The organism is Mesorhizobium sp. M0189, assembly GCF_040322135.1.
In the GTDB taxonomy this organism is placed as follows: Bacteria; Pseudomonadota; Alphaproteobacteria; order Rhizobiales; family Rhizobiaceae; genus Mesorhizobium.
In genome coordinates, this window is the sequence record NZ_JAMYSW010000016.1 from 25488 (window position 1) to 44753 (window position 19266).

General features: G+C 62.3%; 23 protein-coding genes. 14 read left to right on the plus strand and 9 right to left on the minus strand.

The features are described from left to right. Nucleotides 1–95: 95 nt before the first annotated feature. The 3 genes from NKJ09_RS24745 (at nt 96) to NKJ09_RS24755 (ending at nt 3138) form a co-directional block, all read left to right on the plus strand. Nucleotides 96–1073, plus strand: a complete 978-nt coding sequence (locus NKJ09_RS24745) for a tripartite tricarboxylate transporter substrate-binding protein (protein WP_023718977.1) — start codon at nt 96–98, stop codon at nt 1071–1073. Nucleotides 1074–1149: 76 nt separating this feature from the next. Beyond that, nucleotides 1150–1617 carry a tripartite tricarboxylate transporter TctB family protein gene (locus NKJ09_RS24750; protein ID WP_023718976.1) on the plus strand — a complete coding sequence of 156 codons (468 nt, stop codon included), beginning with the start codon at nt 1150–1152 and terminating at the stop codon, nt 1615–1617. Nucleotides 1618–1626: 9 nt separating this feature from the next. Next, the gene (locus tag NKJ09_RS24755) at nt 1627–3138 is read left to right on the plus strand and encodes a tripartite tricarboxylate transporter permease (RefSeq protein WP_023718975.1); all 1512 of its coding nucleotides are present in this window, start codon (nt 1627–1629) and stop codon (nt 3136–3138) included. Nucleotides 3139–3172: 34 nt separating this feature from the next. Here NKJ09_RS24755 and nth read toward each other — a convergent pair whose 3' ends face one another. Then, nucleotides 3173–3994, minus strand: coding sequence for an endonuclease III (nth, locus tag NKJ09_RS24760; protein ID WP_352495480.1), 822 nt, complete (start codon nt 3992–3994; stop codon nt 3173–3175). Nucleotides 3995–4016: 22 nt separating this feature from the next. Here nth and NKJ09_RS24765 point away from each other — a divergent pair, with 22 nt between their 5' ends. Continuing rightward, nucleotides 4017–4511 (plus strand): DUF2244 domain-containing protein, encoded by a 495-nt coding sequence (locus NKJ09_RS24765; protein ID WP_023718973.1) that lies wholly within the window; start codon nt 4017–4019, stop codon nt 4509–4511. A gap of 3 nt (nt 4512–4514) precedes the next feature. Here NKJ09_RS24765 and NKJ09_RS24770 read toward each other — a convergent pair whose 3' ends face one another. Continuing rightward, the gene (locus NKJ09_RS24770) at nt 4515–5330 is read right to left on the minus strand and encodes a class I SAM-dependent methyltransferase (RefSeq protein ID WP_352495481.1); all 816 of its coding nucleotides are present in this window, start codon (nt 5328–5330) and stop codon (nt 4515–4517) included. A gap of 114 nt (nt 5331–5444) precedes the next feature. On the opposite strand from NKJ09_RS24770, the gene NKJ09_RS24775 reads away from it, so the two are divergent. The 6 genes from NKJ09_RS24775 (at nt 5445) to NKJ09_RS24800 (ending at nt 10449) form a co-directional block, all read left to right on the plus strand. Further along, nucleotides 5445–6338 carry a methylated-DNA--[protein]-cysteine S-methyltransferase gene (locus NKJ09_RS24775; protein ID WP_352495482.1) on the plus strand — a complete coding sequence of 298 codons (894 nt, stop codon included), beginning with the start codon at nt 5445–5447 and terminating at the stop codon, nt 6336–6338. Nucleotides 6339–6450: 112 nt separating this feature from the next. Continuing rightward, entirely contained in the window at nt 6451–7359 is a 909-nt protein-coding gene (locus NKJ09_RS24780; protein WP_352515835.1) for a ribokinase, read from the plus strand. A gap of 6 nt (nt 7360–7365) precedes the next feature. Further along, nucleotides 7366–8826 carry an amidase gene (locus NKJ09_RS24785; RefSeq protein ID WP_352495483.1) on the plus strand — a complete coding sequence of 487 codons (1461 nt, stop codon included), beginning with the start codon at nt 7366–7368 and terminating at the stop codon, nt 8824–8826. 103 nt (nt 8827–8929) lie between these two features. Further along, a complete protein-coding gene (locus NKJ09_RS24790; protein ID WP_023675274.1) occupies nt 8930–9544 on the plus strand; it encodes a LysE family translocator in 615 nt (204 codons plus the stop codon). 98 nt (nt 9545–9642) lie between these two features. Further along, the gene (locus tag NKJ09_RS24795) at nt 9643–9963 is read left to right on the plus strand and encodes a hypothetical protein (RefSeq protein ID WP_023718967.1); all 321 of its coding nucleotides are present in this window, start codon (nt 9643–9645) and stop codon (nt 9961–9963) included. 249 nt (nt 9964–10212) lie between these two features. Continuing rightward, a complete protein-coding gene (locus tag NKJ09_RS24800; RefSeq protein ID WP_023718966.1) occupies nt 10213–10449 on the plus strand; it encodes a hypothetical protein in 237 nt (78 codons plus the stop codon). 6 nt (nt 10450–10455) lie between these two features. On the opposite strand, the gene NKJ09_RS24805 is transcribed toward NKJ09_RS24800, so the two are convergent. Further along, nucleotides 10456–11397 (minus strand): nucleoside hydrolase, encoded by a 942-nt coding sequence (locus tag NKJ09_RS24805; protein WP_352483583.1) that lies wholly within the window; start codon nt 11395–11397, stop codon nt 10456–10458. A gap of 144 nt (nt 11398–11541) precedes the next feature. Here NKJ09_RS24805 and NKJ09_RS24810 point away from each other — a divergent pair, with 144 nt between their 5' ends. After that, nucleotides 11542–11967: an Hsp20 family protein gene (locus NKJ09_RS24810; RefSeq protein ID WP_023718964.1), complete on the plus strand. Its 426-nt coding sequence runs from the start codon at nt 11542–11544 to the stop codon at nt 11965–11967. A gap of 63 nt (nt 11968–12030) precedes the next feature. After that, nucleotides 12031–12288: a BQ00720 family protein gene (locus NKJ09_RS24815; RefSeq protein WP_352483584.1), complete on the plus strand. Its 258-nt coding sequence runs from the start codon at nt 12031–12033 to the stop codon at nt 12286–12288. A gap of 71 nt (nt 12289–12359) precedes the next feature. Here NKJ09_RS24815 and ptsN read toward each other — a convergent pair whose 3' ends face one another. The 6 genes from ptsN to lptC form a co-directional block, all read right to left on the minus strand. Next, nucleotides 12360–12824: a PTS IIA-like nitrogen regulatory protein PtsN gene (gene ptsN, locus NKJ09_RS24820; protein WP_023718962.1), complete on the minus strand. Its 465-nt coding sequence runs from the start codon at nt 12822–12824 to the stop codon at nt 12360–12362. A gap of 59 nt (nt 12825–12883) precedes the next feature. Continuing rightward, on the minus strand, nt 12884–13468 hold the full coding sequence (hpf, locus tag NKJ09_RS24825) for a ribosome hibernation-promoting factor, HPF/YfiA family (protein WP_352483585.1): 585 nt from the start codon (nt 13466–13468) through the stop codon (nt 12884–12886). A gap of 288 nt (nt 13469–13756) precedes the next feature. Beyond that, nucleotides 13757–15283 (minus strand): RNA polymerase factor sigma-54, encoded by a 1527-nt coding sequence (rpoN, locus tag NKJ09_RS24830; RefSeq protein WP_023718960.1) that lies wholly within the window; start codon nt 15281–15283, stop codon nt 13757–13759. A 197-nt stretch (nt 15284–15480) separates the two neighbouring features. Further along, nucleotides 15481–16299, minus strand: coding sequence for an LPS export ABC transporter ATP-binding protein (gene lptB, locus NKJ09_RS24835; RefSeq protein WP_023718959.1), 819 nt, complete (start codon nt 16297–16299; stop codon nt 15481–15483). Further along, on the minus strand, nt 16299–16910 hold the full coding sequence (locus tag NKJ09_RS24840; protein ID WP_023718958.1) for an LptA/OstA family protein: 612 nt from the start codon (nt 16908–16910) through the stop codon (nt 16299–16301). The genes lptB and NKJ09_RS24840 overlap by 1 nt, the downstream gene beginning before the upstream one ends. Continuing rightward, entirely contained in the window at nt 16897–17610 is a 714-nt protein-coding gene (gene lptC / locus NKJ09_RS24845; RefSeq protein WP_023718957.1) for an LPS export ABC transporter periplasmic protein LptC, read from the minus strand. The genes NKJ09_RS24840 and lptC overlap by 14 nt, the downstream gene beginning before the upstream one ends. Before the next feature lie 305 nt (nt 17611–17915). Between lptC and sppA the strand changes: the two genes are divergently transcribed. Further along, nucleotides 17916–18872, plus strand: coding sequence for a signal peptide peptidase SppA (gene sppA / locus NKJ09_RS24850; protein ID WP_352495485.1), 957 nt, complete (start codon nt 17916–17918; stop codon nt 18870–18872). Nucleotides 18873–18950: 78 nt separating this feature from the next. Continuing rightward, the gene (locus NKJ09_RS24855) at nt 18951–19235 is read left to right on the plus strand and encodes an integration host factor subunit beta (protein WP_006200394.1); all 285 of its coding nucleotides are present in this window, start codon (nt 18951–18953) and stop codon (nt 19233–19235) included. Nucleotides 19236–19266 lie beyond the last annotated feature (31 nt).

The following is a 19266-nucleotide window of genomic DNA, read 5'->3' on the forward strand; positions in this document are numbered from 1 at the left end:
TTTGTCGGGTTGCGCTAGTTATTGCTCCATCTACATTCGGTTTGAGAGGAACTCCGCGCAGCGGTTGGTAATTCGTATTCTGGGAGGAAATCACGATGAGAAAATTCGTCGCCGCGCTGGCTGCCGTTGCGGTCGCCATGCTTTACCCGTTGGCCGCGGGCGCGCAGACGTACCCCGAACGCACCATCACCGTTGTCGTGCCGTTTTCGGCCGGCGGCCCAACCGACACCGTCACGCGTCTTGTCGCGGAAGCCATGTCGAAGGACCTCGGCCAGCAGGTCATCGTCGAGAATGTCGGCGGCGCCGGCGGCACGCTAGGCGCCGGCCGCGTCGCGAATGCCGATCCTGACGGCTATACGCTGCTCCTGCATCACATCGGCATGGCGACCAGCGCGACGCTGTATAGGAACCTCGCCTACGACACGCTGAACGCGTTCGAATATATCGGTCTCGTCACAGAAGTGCCGATGACCATCGTCGGCCGCAAGGATCTCGAGCCGACCGATCTGAAGGGACTGGTCGACTATGCCAAGGCCAACAAGGACACCGTCACCGTCGCCAATGCCGGGATAGGCGCGGCCTCGCATCTGTGCGGCATGCTGTTCATGAGCGCCATCGGCACGCCGCTGGTCACCGTTCCCTACAAAGGCACTGGCCCGGCCATGACCGACCTTCTCGGCGGCCAGGTCGACATCATGTGCGACCAGACGACCAACACCACCAAGCAGATCCAGGGCGGCACGATCAAGGGCTATGCCGTAACCTCGGCGCAACGCCTCGACGTGCTTCCGGACGTGCCGACAACGACGGAAGCCGGCCTTCCGCAGGTGCAGGTCGGCATCTGGCACGGAATCTATGCACCCAAGGGCACGCCGGCCGAGATCACCGAGCGCCTGTCGAAATCGCTGCAGGTGGCGCTGAAGGATCAGAACGTCGTCGCCCGCTTTGCCGAACTCGGCACCAAGCCGTCGCCCGAGGCCGACGCCACGCCGGCCGCGCTCAAGGCCAAGCTGGAAAGTGAGATCGCGCGGTGGAAGCCTATCATCGAAGCGGCCGGCCAGTACGCCGACTAAAGCTTGAACGGGGCGCCACCAGCGCCCCGTTTTTACACGGCATGGGCAAGCCCGCGGCGCGGCCCGGGAGGACGTCATGAAACCGTTCGCAATCGACAGAACCAACGGCATTTGCGCAGCGCTGTTCATCTTCCTCGGCGCATTTTTCGCGCTGCAGTCGCTCGGCCTCGAAATCGGCACCGCCTTCCGTATGGGACCGGGCTATTTCCCGCTGGTGCTGGCGATCGTGCTGATCCTGCTTGGCGCCGTCATCCTCGTCCAAGCGGTGCGTTTCGAGAGCGACCCGATCGGCCACATCGCGTGGCGCGGCATGCTGTTCATTCTGCCCGCTCCGATCTTCTTCGGCCTGACGGTGCGCGGCCTCGGCTTTATCCCCTCGATCTTCCTGACGGCGCTAATCGCATCGTTCGGCAGCGGCCGTATGAAGCCGCTGACCGCGCTCGTGCTGTCGGCCGGCCTGACGCTGTTCGCATTCGTCGTCTTCAGCTACGCACTCGGCCTGCCGTTCCGGCGTTTCGGCCCGTGGCTGCCCCTATCATTGTGAGGAGATGAAATGGAACTCCTCAACAATCTCGCACTCGGCTTTTCGACGGCCACATCTTTGGCAAACCTCGGTTTCTGCCTGATCGGCGTCCTTCTCGGCACGCTGATTGGTGTCCTGCCCGGCATCGGCGCCACCGCAACCATTGCCATGCTGTTGCCGATCACCTTCCAGATCGGCGATCCGGTTTCCTCCCTCATCATGCTCGCCGGCATCTATTACGGCGCGCAGTATGGCGGTTCGACTACCGCCATCCTCATCAACATGCCCGGCGAATCTTCGTCGGCCGTCACCGCCATCGACGGCTACCAAATGGCCAGGAACGGTCGCGCCGGGGCGGCACTGGCGACCGCGGCGATAGGCTCGTTCTTTGCCGGCACGGTGTCGACCTTCCTCGTCGCCATCTTTGCCCCACCGCTGACGGCGATAGCGCTGAGATTCGGCGCAGCCGAGTATTTTTCGCTGATGATTGTCGGCCTGGTCTCGTCCGTCGCGCTCGCCCACGGCTCGATCGTCAAGGCACTGGCCATGGTCGTGCTCGGCCTGCTGCTCGGACTTGTCGGCACGGATATCTACACCGGCACGCCCCGCTTCACGCTCGGCATCCGCGAATATGCCGACGGGCTGAATTTCGTCGCAGTGGCGGTCGGTGTCTTCGGCGTCGCCGAGATACTGCGCAACCTCGAAAACGAGCATGAGCGTTCCGTGCTGATCCGAAAGATCTCCGGCCTTATGCCGACCCGCGAAGATTTTCGGCGCATGGCGGCCCCCATCGTGCGCGGAACAATCATCGGTTCGGCGCTCGGCATCCTGCCGGGAGGCGGCGCGATCCTTGCCGCCTTTGCCTCCTACACCGTCGAAAAACGTGTCTCGAAAAGTCCGGGGGAATTCGGCAAAGGCGCAATCGAAGGCGTCGCCGGACCGGAATCGGCCAACAATGCCGGCGCACAAACCTCCTTTATCCCGATGCTGACGCTCGGCATTCCGGCCAACCCGGTAATGGCGCTGATGATCGGCGCGATGATCATCCAGGGCATCGTACCCGGCCCCAATGTTGCGATCGAACAGCCTGCACTGTTTTGGGGTATCATCACCTCGATGTGGATCGGCAATCTGATGCTGATCGTCTTGAATCTGCCGCTAATCGGGCTTTGGGTGAAACTGCTTACGATCCCGTATTACGTGCTCTTCCCGATCATCATGGCGTTCTGCTCGATCGGCGTTTACAGCGTCAACACCAACGTCTACGACCTCTATGCAGTCGCACTCTTCGGCTTGCTTGGCTATCTCCTGACCAAGCTGCGCTGCGAACCCGCGCCGCTGCTGCTTGGCTTCGTGCTCGGCCCGCTGCTCGAGGAAAACCTGCGCCGCGCCATGATCCTCTCTCGCGGCGATCCGAGTACCTTCGTGACGAGACCGATCAGCGCCAGCCTGCTCCTCATCGCGCTCGCCGTGCTCGTCATCGTGTTTCTCCCCGCGGTCAGGAAGAAGCGCGAGGAGGTGTTTGTCGAAGAGAGCTCCTGAACGTGGATGGCGCCACATAGGAGGAACTTCAGAGTCACTTGGCTGGCACTGATTCAGTAGCCGCCTCTACTGGCCCGAGCGGCGCGATCTCGACCAGTGGTGCAGGCACGCTGGTCGTCTTTTCCTTGGCCTTGCAGATATCGGCGATGACGCAGGCAGGGCAATCCGGCTTACGCGCCTTGCAGACATAGCGGCCGTGCAGGATCAGCCAATGATGCGCATGTCGCATATATTCGTCCGGAATGATCTTCAGGAATCCTTGCTCGACCTGTTCCGGCGTCTTGCCCGGCGCCAGGCCGAGCCTGTTGCCGATGCGGAAGATGTGCGTGTCGACCGCCATCGTATGCTGGCCGAAGGCGACGTTGAGTACGACATTGGCGGTCTTGCGGCCGACACCCGGCAGCTCGACCAGTTGATCGCGATCATCGGGCACCTTGCCGCCGTGGTCGCGGATCAGGGCTTCCGACAACGCGATGACGTTCTTGGCCTTGTTGCGCCACAGCCCGATGGTGCGGATATGGTCGCCGAGCCTGGTCTCGCCCAGCGCCAGCATTTTCTGCGGCGTGTCGGCGATCTTGAACAGCGCCCGCGTCGCCTTGTTGACACCGGCGTCCGTCGCCTGCGCCGAAAGCACCACCGCCACCAGCAGCGTGAAGGCGTTGATATGTTCGAGTTCGCCTCTCGGTTCCGGCCGCTGAACGGAAAAGCGCCGGAAAATCTCATGCACCTCGGCCGGGCTGTAAAGCGCCCGCGACCTCGCCGGCCGCGGACGCGGCTTGGCGTTCGAGCCGTCGCGGCGGCCGGGCAACAGGTCTTTTTTTAGCGCCGAAGAGTTTTTGGACTTGGGGCTTGTCATTGCTTTCCTATAATATTCTGTAATGAGCGACACAAACGCCTCATTTCAGGCCGACGAGCCATTCTTCCAGGCGCTGCTGATACCGCACCGGTCGCTGGGCAAGACCGGCTTTGTCATCCTGATGGGCGCATTGCTGTTCGGGTGGCTGGTGACCGGAGCGTTTTTCCTGTCGCGCGGCGCCTGGCCGGTGTTCGGCTTCTTCGGCCTCGATGTTATTGCCATCTATATCGCCTTCCGCGCCAATTATCGTGCCGCTCGGGCTCGCGAGGAGGTGTCGGTGTCTCGCACCAGCCTCGATATCCGCAAGACTGCCCCGTCAGGCAAATCGGAAGCACATCGCTTCAATCCGTTCTGGGCACGCTTTTCGATCGCCCGCCACACCGAAATCGGCATCACCAGAATGGCGGTCGAGGCGCAAGGAAAAACAGTCTCGATCGGTGGCTTCCTCAACCCCGACGACCGCGAAAGTTTTGCCACCGCATTTTCGCGCGCTCTGGCGACCGCCAAGGCGCGCTGACGATCAAAACCGAAATCTCAACAGCCTGCCGACCCTCCGAAGAGCCGGAACGTGGCTCCAGAGGCGAAAGACCAGTCCGGCGAACCAGCTCACACGGGCGGCATGTTCGGGTTTGTACGCCATCGTTTCCTCGACCAACCGCAGGCCGGGCACTGACCGTTCCAAGTCGCGCGGATCGTTGATCGCCCAGTGGAGTTCGGCTCCGGTGGCGCGGAACGACCGGTTGAGGCGCACGAGCTTTAGACCCAGGTCGCTGTAGGCATCGCAGATAAATTCGCCGCTGGCCAGATGCGACACAAGCCGCGAAACCAGTCTTGGGCCCTCGTCAGCGGCAAGGTAGGGGGTCAGGCCCTCCGCCACGACCATCGCCGGGCGATCGCCGGACACTTCATCCAACCAGCCAGGCTCCGTGACGGATGATCCGATCAGGTGGTAATGCTCGCGCATCGGGTAGAGCTTGCGCCTGAGCTCGATGACTTCGGCGTAGTCGACGTCGAACCAGTCGACGCCGGCTGGCGGGTCGATACGGAATATTCGTGTGTCCAGCCCGCAGCCGAGATGCAGTACAATGGCGTTCGGGTTGTTCGCCAGAAAAGCCGAAACCCAGTCGTCCAGCGTCTTGGCCCGGATCGCCAGACCGACGCCGAGATTGTTGTCGACCTTGAGCCGCGAGAAATCGTAGTCGATGCGGCGAACCGCCTCGTCCGCAAAGCGGTCTTTCAGCAGCGAGTTGGGAAGCCGGCTTTCCAGCGCCTTGCCGTAGACGGTGATCAGCAGCGTTTCTTTTTCCTTGGTCAGCTGCATCTTCTCGCCGGCCATGATTGTCCTCCCCATTCAAAGCCAACTCTATCTGGGTACATGCTGCGGGAAAGCAAGTTTCGGGTGGTGATCGGCGCCGCGAAGGACGATATTCGCACTCAAGGAGATACTACCATGAACGCCCAAATGCCTCTCAAAACGACAGCAATCCTTCAGAAAGACATCACGCCTGAAGGCGGCGACTACGAAATCGTCCGTCGTGCCATCGAAAAGATCAGCCTCGACTATCGCGACCAGCCTTCGTTGGAAGTGCTGGCCGAGGAGGTCGGCGAGACGCCGACCGGGCTGCAGAAGCTGTTCACCCGCTGGGCCGGCCTGTCGCCGAAGGCTTTTCTGCAGGCCGTCACCCTCGATCATGCGCGCAAACTGCTGGATTCCGGCATGCCGCTGCTGGAAACTTCGTTCGAACTCGGCATGTCCGGCCCAGGCCGGCTGCACGATCTGTTCGTCACCCATGAAGCGATGTCGCCGGGCGACTACAAGACCCGCGGCGCAGGGCTCACCATCCGCTACGGCTATCATATCTCGCCTTTCGGCATCGCTTTGATCATGGTGACGGACCGCGGCCTTGCCGGCCTCGCCTTCAACGACCCCGGCGGCGAGCGCGCGACCTTTGCCGACATGTCCAGCCGCTGGCCGAATGCGACCTATGTCGAGGACATGGCGGCGACGGCGCCCTATGCCGCGCGCATCTTCGATCCGACGCTGTGGCGCGCCGACCAGCCGCTGCGCGTCGTCATGATCGGCACCGACTTCCAGGTCCGCGTCTGGGAGGCCTTGCTGCGCATTCCGATGGGCAAGGCCTGCACCTATTCCTCGATCGCCGCGCGCATCGGCGCACAGAGCGCCAGCCGGGCTGTCGGTGCCGCGGTCGGTGCCAATCCGATGTCCTTCGTCGTGCCGTGCCACCGGGCTCTCGGCAAGTCCGGCGCGCTCACCGGCTACCATTGGGGCCTGACGCGCAAACGCGCCATCCTCGGCTGGGAGGCGGGACAAGTCTCTTCTTGAATAGCCAACGAATGGAACGATAGGAGCGAAGGGCCCCGAGGGTGACAAGCAGCGATCTTACGGAGTAGCTTCCCGCGCAATTAGAGTGACATGCGCTAGCGGGAGGCACTTCTTGATCGTCGTCATCGGTTCCATCAATCTCGACCTCATCGCCAGTGTCGACCGCTTGCCCGGTCCCGGCGAAACGGTGCGCGGCTCCGGTTTCGCCACCGCCCCCGGCGGCAAGGGAGCCAACCAGGCGCTGGCCGCCGCCCGCGCCGGCGCCAAGGTGCGCATGGTCGGCGCGGTCGGCAAGGACAGCTTCGCCGGCGAGGCTTTGGCGCTGCTGCGCGACGGCAAGATCGACCTGTCCGGCGTCGGCGAGACCTTTGCCTCGACGGGTACCGCGTTGATCATGGTCGGCGCCGACGGCGAGAACGTGATCGCCGTCGTGGCGGGCGCCAATGATTCGGTCGTGCCGGGTGATCTTTCCAAGGCTTTCCTGAAAAACGGCGATGTCGTGCTGCTGCAGTTGGAGGTCCCGTTGCAAACGATCGAGACAGCGCTTGACGCGGCAAGGACGGCCAACGCGGTCACCGTGCTCAACACCGCACCTTTCCACGGCGACGCGGCCGGCTTCCTCGGCAAGGCCGACTATCTCGTCGCCAACGAGACCGAGTTCGACCTCTATGGTGAGGCGCTGTCGTTGAGTGGCCGCGACCGCCCGGCACGGATGCGCGACTATGCCTCGAGAACTGGCCGCACCATCGTCGTCACGCTTGGCCCAGACGGCGTTCTCGCCGCGACGCCGGACGATCTCCTGATGGTTCCGGCGCTGAAGATCACTCCGCTCGACACGGTCGGCGCCGGCGACACGTTCTGCGGCTATTTTGCTGCCGGACTGGCGGCAGGCCTGCCGCTCGACCAGGCGCTTGCCCGCGCTGCCGCAGCCGGTTCGCTGGCCTGCCTGAAAGCCGGCGCCCAGCCTGCCATCCCGCTGGCCAGGGATGTCGACGCCGCCATGCCGACATCTGCCGGCTGAAGCGCGATGACAGCCACGCGCCCGACCACCAGGCATGCCGTGCCGCCCGCCGGCGACATCTGCCGCCTGTCCGCCGTGGAACTGGCCGACAGGATCAGGCGCCGGCAGCTTTCGGTGCGCGAAGTGATCGCTGCATTCCTGGACCGGATCGAGGCGGTGAACCCACAGGTCAACGCCATCGTTTCATTGCGTGAGCGTGCCGACATCCTGCGCGAGGCCGACGAGGCAGACGCTCATTTGGCGCGAGGAGCAGATACCGGATCGCTGTTCGGTCTGCCGATCGCGATCAAGGATCTTGCGCTGACAAAAGGCCTGAGAACCACCTTCGGCTCGCCGATCTTCGCCGATTTCGTGCCTGAGGAAGACGACTTCTTCGTCGAGCGTGTTCGGCAGGCCGGCGCCATCATCATCGGCAAGACCAACGTTCCCGAATTCGGGCTCGGCTCCAACACCTACAATACCGTGTTTGGACAGACGCTCAACGCGTTCGACCCAGCGCTGACCGCCGGCGGCTCGAGCGGCGGCGCGGCGGTCGCGCTGGCGCTCGACATGGTTCCCATTGCCGATGGCAGCGACTTCGGCGGTTCGCTGCGCAATCCCGCTGCCTACAACAATGTCTATGGCTTCCGCCCGTCGCAGGGATTGGTACCGGCCGGCCCTGATCTTGATGTGTTTCATGCGCAAATGGGCGTCGAAGGGCCGATGGGGCGTAACGTGCGCGACATCGCCCTGCTGCTCGACGTTCAGGCCGGCTATCATCCTCGCGCGCCGCTGTCGCATGATAAGCCAGGCTCGTTCCTCGAAGGGCTGGAATCGCGGGCGGCCGGCGGGCGCATCGCCTGGCTCGGCGATCTTGACGGTCATCTGCCGATTGAAGCAGGCATTCTACAGCTTTGCGAGGCAGCACTCGGCCGGTTAGCGGATCTATCCTTCGAGGCCGAGCCGCTGATGCCGGAATTCGAGTTCGAAGCGCTGTGGCAGGCCTTTGTAACGCTTCGCCAGGCGAGCAGCGGTTGTGCGCTCAAGGTGCATTACGACGATCCCTTGAAACGCCGCCTTCTCAAGCCGGAGGCCATGTGGGAAGTGGAACATGCACTGGGCCTCACCGCACCGCAGATCCACGCCGCCACGGTGAGGCGCTCGTCATGGCACAAAACCCTGCTGTCGCTCTTCGATCGATTCGATCTCATCGCGCTGCCGACCGCGCAGGTCTTCCCTTTCGAGGTCTCCACCCACTGGCCAAGGGAAGTGGCCGGGCGTGCCATGGACAGCTATCATCGCTGGATGCAGGTTTCAGCGTTCGCCACGCTCGGCGGCTGCCCGGCGATCAATGTGCCGGTGGGCTTCGACCCCAAGGGCAGGCCGATGGGCATGCAATTGATCGGGCGGCCACGCGCTGACCTCTCGGTGCTGGGGGCGGCTGCCGCCTATGAGGCAACGCTACCATGGCAGGCCGGCGCCTGCTGAAATCAGCTCCGCATTGTCGGCGCCTCGCCGGCTTGCACGCAACTCATCGCCATGCATTGATCGCGACAGCGCGCCGCACGAGCGGCATTCTGCGGAGGGAAAAATGTCGCTGGAACTCTACGCCACCTACGTCGTCGCTTGCATCGTCATCATTCTTGTGCCGGGGCCGACGGTCACGCTGATCATCGCCAACAGCATCCGCCACGGCTCGCGCGCCGGCCTCGCCAATGTCGCCGGCACCCAGGCCGGGCTGGCCATCATGATCGCCATCGTCGGCATCGGGCTGACCTCGCTTATCGCCGGCATGGGCCACTGGTTCGAATGGGTCCGGCTGATCGGCGCCGCCTACCTGATCTGGATGGGCGTGCAGATGTTCCGCTCGAAAGGCAAGCTGAACGCCGACGGATCGGCTAAAAAGCCGCGCGGCGGCTTCTTCCTGCAGGGCCTGCTGGTGGCGATCAGCAATCCGAAGACGCTGGTGTTCTTCGGCGCCTTCTTTCCGCAGTTCATCGCCCCCGAAGGCAATTACGCGTTACAGATCGGCGTCATGGGTCTCACCGCCATGATCTTCGCCGCCGTCTCGGATTCGACCTACGCGTTGGCCGCCGGCCGCGCCGGACGCCTGCTCTCGGCCGGCCGCGTCAAGCTCTTGTCGCGAATCAGCGGCAGCTTCCTGGTGGGCGGCGGCCTGTGGCTGGCGTTTTCCAAGGCGAAGTAACAGCCGCGAGCCGGGACGCAAATAGCAATCTCCTGGAACAGGAAGCCCGATTGAAAGTCAGCCTTCTGTGCACCACATGAATCGACAGTTGGGGGTTCATGCCGGTGCCATGGACTTTTGTGGATGTGAAAAGGCACGCGATCGGCGTGATCCTGATTGTTGCTTTGTTTGCGGCGGTGTTGGCCCTCGATCCGCTCAAGTGGACGAATAACGCCAGCCCGATCCGCTCGGTGGACCCAATCGATGCAGCCGTCAAAAGTGCCCATTGGGGCAAAGGCCGAAGTGTCTACATGCTGGTCCTTGAAGACGGTTCATCTGTTTTCATCGACGACGATCGTCCGCGCCTGATCGGCTCGCACGTCGGCATCGAGCGCGTCACGCGCGACAATGGCTTTGTCTTCTACCGATTTCCAAATTGAACGGCGATCGATCAATGAAGCTGTTTTCGAAGGTAAACGAGTGACAGAGCTCTCTTCGAAGAAATCGCTCTTGAACAAAGCCCTTACGCTATTCAACTCTAAGTGATGGGGCCGACGAATCTTTCTCTTAGAAACCGCCTTCTTCTGCTTCGGGAAGAGTTTCGCGATACAGTCGTTGGCGTCGCTTTCTTTTGCTCATTCGCTCTTGTGGCCGCCGTGGCGATTGTAACAAGACAGAATAGCCCGATCATGGGCACGCAACGCATAGGAGGCATCGTCGAAGATGTTGCGACGATGCCTCTAAATCCGAAAGGTTCCGTCGGCCATGGACTTTATTATAGATATGAAGTCCGTCTCCATGACGGCAACGCACTGGTATTTATCGATGGTGAGGTGGAGACGCCCCACATGATCGGATCGGAAGTCTCGATCGAACAACAGCACCGCAATAACGGCACCAGCACCTACCGCCTGCTCAATGACTGAGCGGCACTAAAGCCGCCCCAGCCTTTCCAGCAACAGCGCGAAAAACGCATCATGATCGATGTCGCGCATCACCATGGCGTTCTTCGGCCGCTTGGTCACTCCCCACCAGTCGATCACCGTCATGCCCATGGTGAGCTCCGAGGCAGTTTCCACGCTGACATTGCAGTTGCGGCCCTTGAACAGCTTCGGCTTCAACAGATAGGCGATGACGCAAGGATCGTGCAGCGGGCCGCCATCGGTGCCGTATTTCTCTTCGTCGAAGCGTTCGAAGAATTCCAGCATGTCCGCCGTCGCCGTGCCGACCCTGGTGCCGAGCTTGCGGAAAGCCTTCGTGCGCTTGGCGGTGGTCAGCGCCTTGTGGGTGACGTCGAGCGGCATCATCACGATCGGAATGTCGGATTTGAACACGACATCGGCGGCATGCGGGTCGACATAGATGTTGAACTCGGCAGTCGGCGTGACGTTGCCGCCCTCGAAGAAGCCGCCGCCCATCAGCACGATCTCCTTGATGCGCGGCGCGATTTTCGGCTCGCGGATCAGCGCCAGCGCAACATTGGTGAGCGGCCCGAGCGCGCAAAGCGTGATCGTGCCGGTCTCCTCCTTCATCAGCGTCTCGACGATGAAATCGACCGCATACTGATCCTGCAGCTTCATCTTTGGCTCAGGCAGTTGCGGTCCGTTGAGGCCGGTCTTGCCATGCACTTCCTCGGCGGTGACGAGTTCACGCGCCAGCGGCCGGATGGCGCCTGCATAGACCTTGACATCCGGCCGGCCGGCCAACTCGCAGATCTTGCGTGCGTTTTTTTCGGTGAGTTTCAGCGGCACGTTGCCGGCCACCGCGGTGATGCCGACGATCTCCAGCTCGGCGCTGCCGAGCGCCAGCAATATGGCGACGGCATCGTCCTGGCCGGGGTCAGTGTCGATGATGATCCTGCGGGATTGGGGCATTTCAATTCCTTGTTTTGGCAAGTCTTTTTGGGCGGGACGTGTGACGGCTTGAAGTCTGCCGGGCGGCGGACCATATCAAGACCATCGGGAAAAATGCCATCCGGGTTTTTCCACTTTATGTCGCTCTTGAGAGGACACTGTAACATGAGCCGAATGACGCCTTTTTCCAGCCCGCTTCTCCTCGGTTTCGATTCCATGGAAAAGACACTGGAGCGCTTGGCGAAGTCGGGTGACAGCTATCCTCCGTACAACATCGAGCGCCTCAGCGGTGCCGACGGCAAAACCGAAAGGCTGCGCATCACGCTCGCCGTCGCCGGTTTCGCGGAAAGCGATCTCGATGTCTCCACGGAGGAGAACCAGTTGGTCGTGCGCGGCCGTCAGAACGACGACACCGAGCGCGAATTCCTCCACCGCGGCATCGCCGCGCGCCAGTTCCAGCGCTGTTTCGTGCTGGCCGACGGCATGCGGGTGATTGCGGCGGAATTGAAGAACGGCCTCTTGTCGATCGATCTCGATCGGCCGGAGTCCGAACGGCTGGTACGAAAAATAAACATATCGGTGAAAGACTGAGTTTTGCCGATAGCTCTCATGCGGGATGGCCTTGAGCGGCGTCTCGCGGCAAGGAGGCTTGAAATGACCAGAACTGACGAAAATATCATCATGACCAGCGGCGAATTCGCTCATCTCGGCGAAGGTTCGGTCGCCTATCTCAGGAAAGTGTCGAGCGACGATCTGCGCGGCCGTTTCCCGGGCCTCGGCGAAATCGCGCCCGGGCTGGAACTGTGGGCCCTGTTTGCCGCCAACGGCCAGCCGATCCTGCTTTCGGATGCTCGCGACCGGGCGCTGGCCGGCGCCTTGGAAAACGATCTGACCCCCGTCGCTATCCACTAACAACACGGCGCGCCGATCTGGCTGAAACGGACAGGGCCGCTCACGGCGGCCCTTCAACGGGTCCAATCAACTCAGGCGGCGTGCGAGGCCTGTGTATCCGACAGCAGCGCGTGGATAGCCACGGCATCGCGCGTGCCCCTGATCTTGGCAACCGTGTCGGCATCGCGCAGCACCCGCGCGATGCGCGACAGCGCCTTGAGGTGGTCGGCGCCGGCACCTTCGGGGGCCAAAAGCAGAAACACCAGGTCGACCGGCTGATCGTCGAGGGCCTCGAAATCGACCGGTGTCTCCAGCCGGGCAAAAACTCCAGCGATCCGCTTCACCCCGGCCAGCTTGCCATGCGGAATGGCGATGCCGTTGCCGACGCCGGTCGAACCCAGCCGCTCGCGTTGCAGGATGGTGTCGAACACCTCCCGCTCCGGAATGCCGGAAATTGCCGCCGCCCTTTCAGACAGCAATTGCAGCAGCTGCTTTTTGGAGTTCGCCTTCAACGCCGGCATGATTGCCGGAACGTTGACGAGATCGCTCAGATCCATGCTTGAAATCCCTTGTTCGCCTGCCGTCGCCAGTCCCCACGCTTGCGTGCGGCTGGTTTTTACCCCTGCGCGACCTTGGCCGTAGACGGGTCGATCCAGCCGATATTCCCGTCCGGCCGGCGATAGACGATGTTGAGATGGTCGTTTCCGGCATTGCGGAAGACCAGGACCGGGCTGTCCTTGGTGTCGAGCTCGATCACGGCTGACGCCACCGACATGGTCCGCAGCGTCATGGTCGATTCGGCGACGATGGCCGGCGCGAAATTCTCCGGTATCTCCTCGTCGTCATCGGCAAGCGGGGCCATCACCGTATAGGCGACGTCGGTGAGTTCGCCATTGCTATTGCCTGAATTGTGCGACTTCAGCCGGCGCTTGTAACGCCTGAGGCGGGTTTCCAGACGGTCCGCCGCGGCATCGAAGGCAAGCGTCGGATCCTGGGCATCGCCGGTCGCCTGCAGCGAAGCACCGGAATCCAGCCGGATCATGCAATCGGCCGTGTAGCGCGACCCCGATTTGACGACTACGATTTGCCCTGAAAAGCCCCGATCGAAATATTTCCCGATCACTTCCCCGACACGGTCGTTGATGCGCGTACGGAACGCATCGCCGATATCCATGTGTTTTCCCGATATGCGCAGTGTCATCTGAAAACTGACCTTCCTTGCTCAGGCTTCAAACTGTCCCGAGTTTATACTCGTGGTCCGTGCGCACAAGCTTTGCGGCGTCACTTGCGCCGATTTTAAATCCGAACTTTCCGGTTGATCACAAGCCGCCTTCTTGGCCGTCCGTGGCCTACGTCGTGACGGACCATCCCTCGTGCGGGCATCAGCGAACTCAAATCCACTCGCCAGCCCGTCTCATGCGGGCGGGCTTCTAGCCACTTCGTTGCCGCTTGTCAATGAACGCGAAAGCTGTGGAAATTCTGCCGGAGTTCAACGGCCGGCGCTGGCCAAAGCGCGTTTTTCGCGCCGCCGTTGCACCGAAGAGGGTATGTTCATGCCTTCCCGGTATTTGGCAACCGTGCGCCTGGCAATGTCGACGCCGCTTTCCCGCAGCATGTCCACGATGGCATCGTCGGAAAGCACATCGACGGCTTTCTCTTCGTCGATCAGCTGCTTTATGCGGTCGCGCACCGCTTCCGACGAATGCGCATCGCCGCCACCCGACGAAGCGATCGAGGCGGTAAAGAAATAGCGCAGCTCGAACACGCCGCGCGGCGTCAGCATGTATTTGTTTGCCGTGACCCGGCTGACCGTCGATTCGTGCATGCCGATAGCGTCCGCCACCGTGCGCAGGTTGAGCGGCTTCAGGTGCCGCACGCCGTGGACGAGAAAAGCGTCCTGCTGGCGCACGATCTCGGAGGCGACCTTGAGGATAGTCTTCGCCCGCTGGTCGAGGCTGCGCGTCAGCCAGTTGGCATTCTGCAGGCATTCGGCGAGGAAATCCTTTTCCGCCTGGTTTTTCGCATGCGGCGTGACCTGAGCGAAATAGATGTGATCGACCAGCACACGCGGTAGCGTCTCGGCATTGAGCTCGACCGTCCAGCTGCCGTCATTGGCTGCGCGCACCTCGACGTCGGCCACGATCGCATCGCTGGCACCGCGCGAAAACGCCATTCCCGGCCGCGGGTCGAGCGCCCGGATCTCGGCCAGCATGTCGAGCAGATCCTCCTCGTCGACACCGCAAATCCGCTTCAGCGTCTGGAAATCGCGCCGTGCCAGGAGTTCGAGATTGGCGATCAATGCCCTCATCGCCGGATCGAGCCGGTCGCGCACGGCAAGCTGCAGCGACAGGCATTCGGCGAGGTCGCGGGCGAAGATGCCGGCGGGCTCGAATGTCTGGCAAATCGCCAGCGCCCTTGCCACCGCCGTGGCGTCCGTGCCGAGGCGGGCCGCGATCTCGGCCATGTCCGCACGCATGTAGCCGGCCTCATCGACGCCGTCGGCAAGCTCGCTGGCGATCAGGCGCGCGGCCGGATCGGCGAAGGCGAGCGCCACCTGCTCGCCGACATGGTCGCGCAGCGTGATGGCAGCCGCCGCCATATCCGCGACGTCGAAGCCGTCGGAGGAAGAGGCGGAACTATTGCCGGACGCCGATTTCCATTGCGCCGTCAGGTCGGGGCCGAGCCGCTCGCTCGTTCCAGGATCGTCGGGAAACAGGTTTTCCAGCGACGTATCGAGCTTTTCCGAGATCGCCTCGGCGCTCCACGCCGTCTCCGCTTCGAACCAGTCGCCGTCGGCTGCCGGTTCCGATGCGGCGTCGCTCTTCTGCGCCTGGTCGCTGGCGGCGTCGTCCTGCGGTTCGGCGCGTTCCAGCAGGGGATTGCGTTCGATCTCGTCGTCGATGAAGCGTTCCAGCTCGAGGTGGGTGAACTGCAGCAGGCGGATCGACTGCATCAGCTGCGGCGTCATCACCAGCGACTGCGACTGTCGTAGCTGTAGTTTTGCCGCCAACGCCATGGTTCGGTTTCAACGCCCCGTCTACGCGCCCGCACTGCTGGAAAGAATTTTCCAGGCCAGCATAGAAACTGGCCCGGCTTTTGCTTGTCAAGGCGAGGTGCGGAAAAACTCGCCTGCCAGCGCGTTTTTCAGGCAGAAAATCGAAGAAAAAGCTGCCGGACTACGCCGGAAATCCCGTTCGAACCGGAATTTCGCATTTAGAGCGTAAATCCCTCGCCAAGATAAAGCCGCCGCACATCGGCATTTGCGACGATTTCGTCGGCTCGGCCATGGGTCAGCACCTGACCGGCATGGATGATGTAGGCGCGGTCGATCAGGCCAAGGGTCTCACGCACATTGTGGTCGGTGATCAGCACGCCGATGCCACGTGCCGTCAAGTGGCGCACGAGCTGCTGGATGTCGGCGACGGCGATCGGGTCGATGCCGGCGAACGGTTCGTCGAGCAGCATGTAGGCGGGGCGGGTTGCCAACGCACGGGCAATTTCGAGGCGCCGCCGCTCACCGCCGGAGAGCGACAGCGATGGAGCCTTGCGCAGATGGCTGATGTGGAATTCCTCGAGCAATTCGTCGAGCAGGCGCTCACGCTCCTTGCGGCTCTTTTCGACCACTTCGAGCACGGCCCGGATGTTTTGCTCGACGTTCAGGCCGCGAAAAATCGACGCTTCCTGCGGCAGATAGCCGATGCCGAGACGGGCGCGGCGATACATCGGCATCGACGTGACGTCGAAGCCGTCGATTTCGATGGTGCCTTCGTCGACCGGCACCAGCCCGGTCACCATGTAGAAACAGGTGGTCTTGCCGGCGCCATTGGGGCCGAGCAGCCCAACCGCCTCGCCGGCGCGCACGCCCAGCGTCACGCCGCTGACGACTTTGCGGCCCTTGTAGCTTTTGGTCAGCCCCTTGGCGATCAAGGTTCCCTTGAACTTTGCCGCTTCGACGGTGACCCTGGCCGGTGCCGCAAGTTTGCTGGCGGCGCGCCCTGGAAGACGCGCCAGCAGCGACGATATGCCGGTCATCAGGGTTTCGCTGCTCCAGACTTCGCCTGCGGCGTGATCGACATCATGACGCGGCCGCCGCAGGCGTCGACCTGGGCAAGGCCGCTCTTCATCTGCACCGTAAGCTTGCAGCCGACAAGCACGTTGTCGCCTTGCGAGAGCACGACCTTGCTGCCCGAAAGCACCAGCACCTCGGTCTTCATGTCGAAGGTGCCGCGGTCGCCGGTGGCAACCTGATTGTCCGATTTGATGTAGACCTTATCGTCGACCACGAGATGGTCGATGTTGGCGGATCCGGTCATCGCCGCGGCACCCGCCGGCTCGGCGCCTTTGGCGGCGGCTGCATCCCTGACGTAATAGACCGTCATTTTGCCGGCCTTGAGTACGGTTGGACCCTGGACGACGTTGACGTTGCCGGTGAAGACGGCGACGCTTTCCGCCTGGCGCACCTCGAGCTTGTCGCTTTCGATCTGGATCGGCTTGTCGCCCGACAGCCTGAGGCCGGACATTTGGCTGGTGGCGCTGGACTGCGCCAGCGACGAAGCCGTCCCCAGGGTGAGCCCCAATGGCAGCCCGAGGGTCAGCAACGCCGAAACCGCGGCGAGGCGCCGTGCCGAACTACTGAACCGCATTGGTCTCTCCGCTCTTTGCCTCTGCCGCCTTCAAACTGGCGGGATCGATGTCGACGCGCACCTTGTTCTCGAAAACCAGGACCTTGCCATTGTCCTGGACCGACATCGAATCCGCCCTGATCCGCGACCCGCCGCGGCTGACATCGACGGGTTCGCTTGTCTTCATAGTGCCTTCGCCCATGTCGAGATAGACTGATTTGAATTTTGCCACCACGCCATCCGTGGTCGATACCGTCACGTCGCTGGTCAGGCTGAACGTGTTGCCGTCGCGATCATAGGTGCCGCGCGCGGCATCGATGGCGGCCGTGTTGTCGGCCGCAATCGGCAGCCTGGCCTTGATGCCTTCCAGATCGATGATGCCTTGTTTGCTGACGTCCTGTATGGCGCGCAGGGCCGTCATCGAATAGGGCAGGTTCTGCTTGGTGAAGCCGTTGAGCTTGGGATTGGCCATCACCAGCTTGCCATTGGCAAAGGAGCCGCCGTCGGCCTGCACCTCGATTGCAGCGGGAGCCATGAGATAGGAATAGACCGGAAACGCGACCGCGATCAGGGCGGCGACCAGCGGCACGGCCAGCTTGAGGATCCGCACCCGGCGCGAATGACGCTGCGCGATGTCAAAGGCGTCGACCCGCGCCCGGCCTGCGGCCTTGGGAGCCAACTCCGTCTCGGTGTTGGTCGGTTCGATTGGTCCCGCTAACATGACTGCTTCTTCTAAACCCCTGCCCGCCAGGCCGCCCTATAGGTGGGGTGCCGGCACCCTCAAGCAAGCACAAGCCGAGGAAAACCGCAAAAATATGACAGCCGCCCCTATACAACGAAAATGGCCCCAGCGCAGCCTGAACCTCATACCAGATATGGGCGCACAGTGTTAGAGCCTGTGGAACGCGACAGATTGAAGCTTGCCCGAACGCCGAAGACGGCTTTGGCGAAGGCCGTCAGGAAACGGTAGCCGGGCGCGAATGGTTGCTTTAAAAGCATCTGCTCCCACCGACTACGAGGCTGACCATGGCATTGAGAGCCGACGACCTGATCGACCGCCGCCGCTTGCGCCGCAAGCTGACATTCTGGCGTGTTGCGGCGATTCTTGTCGCCGCAGCCGGGCTGATCGCCTTTTCCGCGTGGATTTATGGTGACGAATTCACCGGCGCGGCTGTCGACCACATCGCTAAGGTCAAGATCGAAGGTACCATCACCGAAGACGAAGAACTGATCAAGCGGCTGGAAGCCATCCGTCAGTCGCCGCGCGTCAAGGCTGTGATCCTGTCGATCGATTCACCCGGCGGCACCACCGTCGGTGGCGAGTCGATCTACGAGGCAGTGCGCAAGCTCGCCGCCGACAAGCCGGTGGTGGCCGAGGTCGGCACGCTCGCGGCGTCGGCGGGTTACATGATAGCCACCGCGGCCGACCATATTGTCGCACGCAAATCCTCGATCGTCGGCTCGATCGGCGTTCTGATCCAGTACCCGGACGTCAGCGGCCTCATGGACAAGCTCGGCGTCAAGCTGGAGGAGGTGAAATCCTCGCCCTTGAAGGCCTCGCCTTCCCCCTTCAAGCCGACCAATGACGATGAACGCGCCATGGTCCGCAAACTCATTCTCGACAGCTACGACTGGTTCGTCGGCATCGTCGCCGAGCGCCGCAACATGACCAAGCCGGAGGCGCTGGCGCTCGCGGACGGGTCGATCTTCACCGGCCGGCAGGCGGTCACCAACAGATTGATCGACGCGGTCGGCGGCGAGGCCGAAGCGATCGACTGGCTTGCAGGCAAGGGTGTCGATGCCAAACTCAAGGTGGTGGAATGGAAGGACACGGAAAAACGCGGTGGTTTCCTGTTCTCCAAGGCGATGGCGCAGACCGTCGGCACTGCGCTTGGCCTGCCTGGCCATGGCGGCGACGTCCTTCACGAAATTGGAGCGGATCGCTTGTTTCTTGACGGTCTCGTTTCCGTCTGGCACCCTTGAGGAGCCGCTTGGGAGTGAAAAAGCAAATAAAATCATTCTGATAATTTCGGCGGCACTGCTTTCACGGGGAGCCTTTTCATGATCAAATCCGAACTTGTGCAGATCATCGCCACGCGCAATCCGCATCTTTTCCTGCGCGATGTCGAAAACATTGTCGGCGCCATCTTCGATGAAATCACCGACGCGCTTGCCGAGGGCAACCGGGTCGAGTTGCGCGGCTTCGGCGCGTTTTCGGTGAAAAACCGCCCTGCCCGCACCGGCCGCAATCCGCGCACCGGCGAATCCGTAGAGGTCGAGGAGAAATGGGTGCCGTTCTTCAAGACCGGCAAGGAATTGCGTGAAAGGCTGAACGGAGGCAAATAGGCGCGGCGCCCGCCGACCCGTTGCTGCCTTT

Excerpts from the sequence above, each read along its gene's own strand:
- NKJ09_RS24745 (WP_023718977.1), top strand. The coding sequence starts at position 96 with ATGAGAAAATTCGTCGCCGCGCTGGCTGCCGTTGCGGTCGCCATGCTT.
- NKJ09_RS24750 (WP_023718976.1), top strand. The coding sequence starts at position 1,150 with ATGAAACCGTTCGCAATCGACAGAACCAACGGCATTTGCGCAGCGCTG.
- NKJ09_RS24755 (WP_023718975.1), top strand. The coding sequence starts at position 1,627 with ATGGAACTCCTCAACAATCTCGCACTCGGCTTTTCGACGGCCACATCT.
- nth (WP_352495480.1), bottom strand. The coding sequence starts at position 3,994 with ATGACAAGCCCCAAGTCCAAAAACTCTTCGGCGCTAAAAAAAGACCTG.
- NKJ09_RS24765 (WP_023718973.1), top strand. The coding sequence starts at position 4,017 with ATGAGCGACACAAACGCCTCATTTCAGGCCGACGAGCCATTCTTCCAG.
- NKJ09_RS24770 (WP_352495481.1), bottom strand. The coding sequence starts at position 5,330 with ATGGCCGGCGAGAAGATGCAGCTGACCAAGGAAAAAGAAACGCTGCTG.
- NKJ09_RS24775 (WP_352495482.1), top strand. The coding sequence starts at position 5,445 with ATGAACGCCCAAATGCCTCTCAAAACGACAGCAATCCTTCAGAAAGAC.
- NKJ09_RS24785 (WP_352495483.1), top strand. The coding sequence starts at position 7,366 with ATGACAGCCACGCGCCCGACCACCAGGCATGCCGTGCCGCCCGCCGGC.
- NKJ09_RS24790 (WP_023675274.1), top strand. The coding sequence starts at position 8,930 with ATGTCGCTGGAACTCTACGCCACCTACGTCGTCGCTTGCATCGTCATC.
- NKJ09_RS24795 (WP_023718967.1), top strand. The coding sequence starts at position 9,643 with ATGCCGGTGCCATGGACTTTTGTGGATGTGAAAAGGCACGCGATCGGC.
- NKJ09_RS24800 (WP_023718966.1), top strand. The coding sequence starts at position 10,213 with ATGGGCACGCAACGCATAGGAGGCATCGTCGAAGATGTTGCGACGATG.
- NKJ09_RS24805 (WP_352483583.1), bottom strand. The coding sequence starts at position 11,397 with ATGCCCCAATCCCGCAGGATCATCATCGACACTGACCCCGGCCAGGAC.
- NKJ09_RS24810 (WP_023718964.1), top strand. The coding sequence starts at position 11,542 with ATGAGCCGAATGACGCCTTTTTCCAGCCCGCTTCTCCTCGGTTTCGAT.
- NKJ09_RS24815 (WP_352483584.1), top strand. The coding sequence starts at position 12,031 with ATGACCAGAACTGACGAAAATATCATCATGACCAGCGGCGAATTCGCT.
- ptsN (WP_023718962.1), bottom strand. The coding sequence starts at position 12,824 with ATGGATCTGAGCGATCTCGTCAACGTTCCGGCAATCATGCCGGCGTTG.
- hpf (WP_352483585.1), bottom strand. The coding sequence starts at position 13,468 with ATGACACTGCGCATATCGGGAAAACACATGGATATCGGCGATGCGTTC.
- rpoN (WP_023718960.1), bottom strand. The coding sequence starts at position 15,283 with ATGGCGTTGGCGGCAAAACTACAGCTACGACAGTCGCAGTCGCTGGTG.
- lptB (WP_023718959.1), bottom strand. The coding sequence starts at position 16,299 with ATGACCGGCATATCGTCGCTGCTGGCGCGTCTTCCAGGGCGCGCCGCC.
- NKJ09_RS24840 (WP_023718958.1), bottom strand. The coding sequence starts at position 16,910 with ATGCGGTTCAGTAGTTCGGCACGGCGCCTCGCCGCGGTTTCGGCGTTG.
- lptC (WP_023718957.1), bottom strand. The coding sequence starts at position 17,610 with ATGTTAGCGGGACCAATCGAACCGACCAACACCGAGACGGAGTTGGCT.
- sppA (WP_352495485.1), top strand. The coding sequence starts at position 17,916 with ATGGCATTGAGAGCCGACGACCTGATCGACCGCCGCCGCTTGCGCCGC.
- NKJ09_RS24855 (WP_006200394.1), top strand. The coding sequence starts at position 18,951 with ATGATCAAATCCGAACTTGTGCAGATCATCGCCACGCGCAATCCGCAT.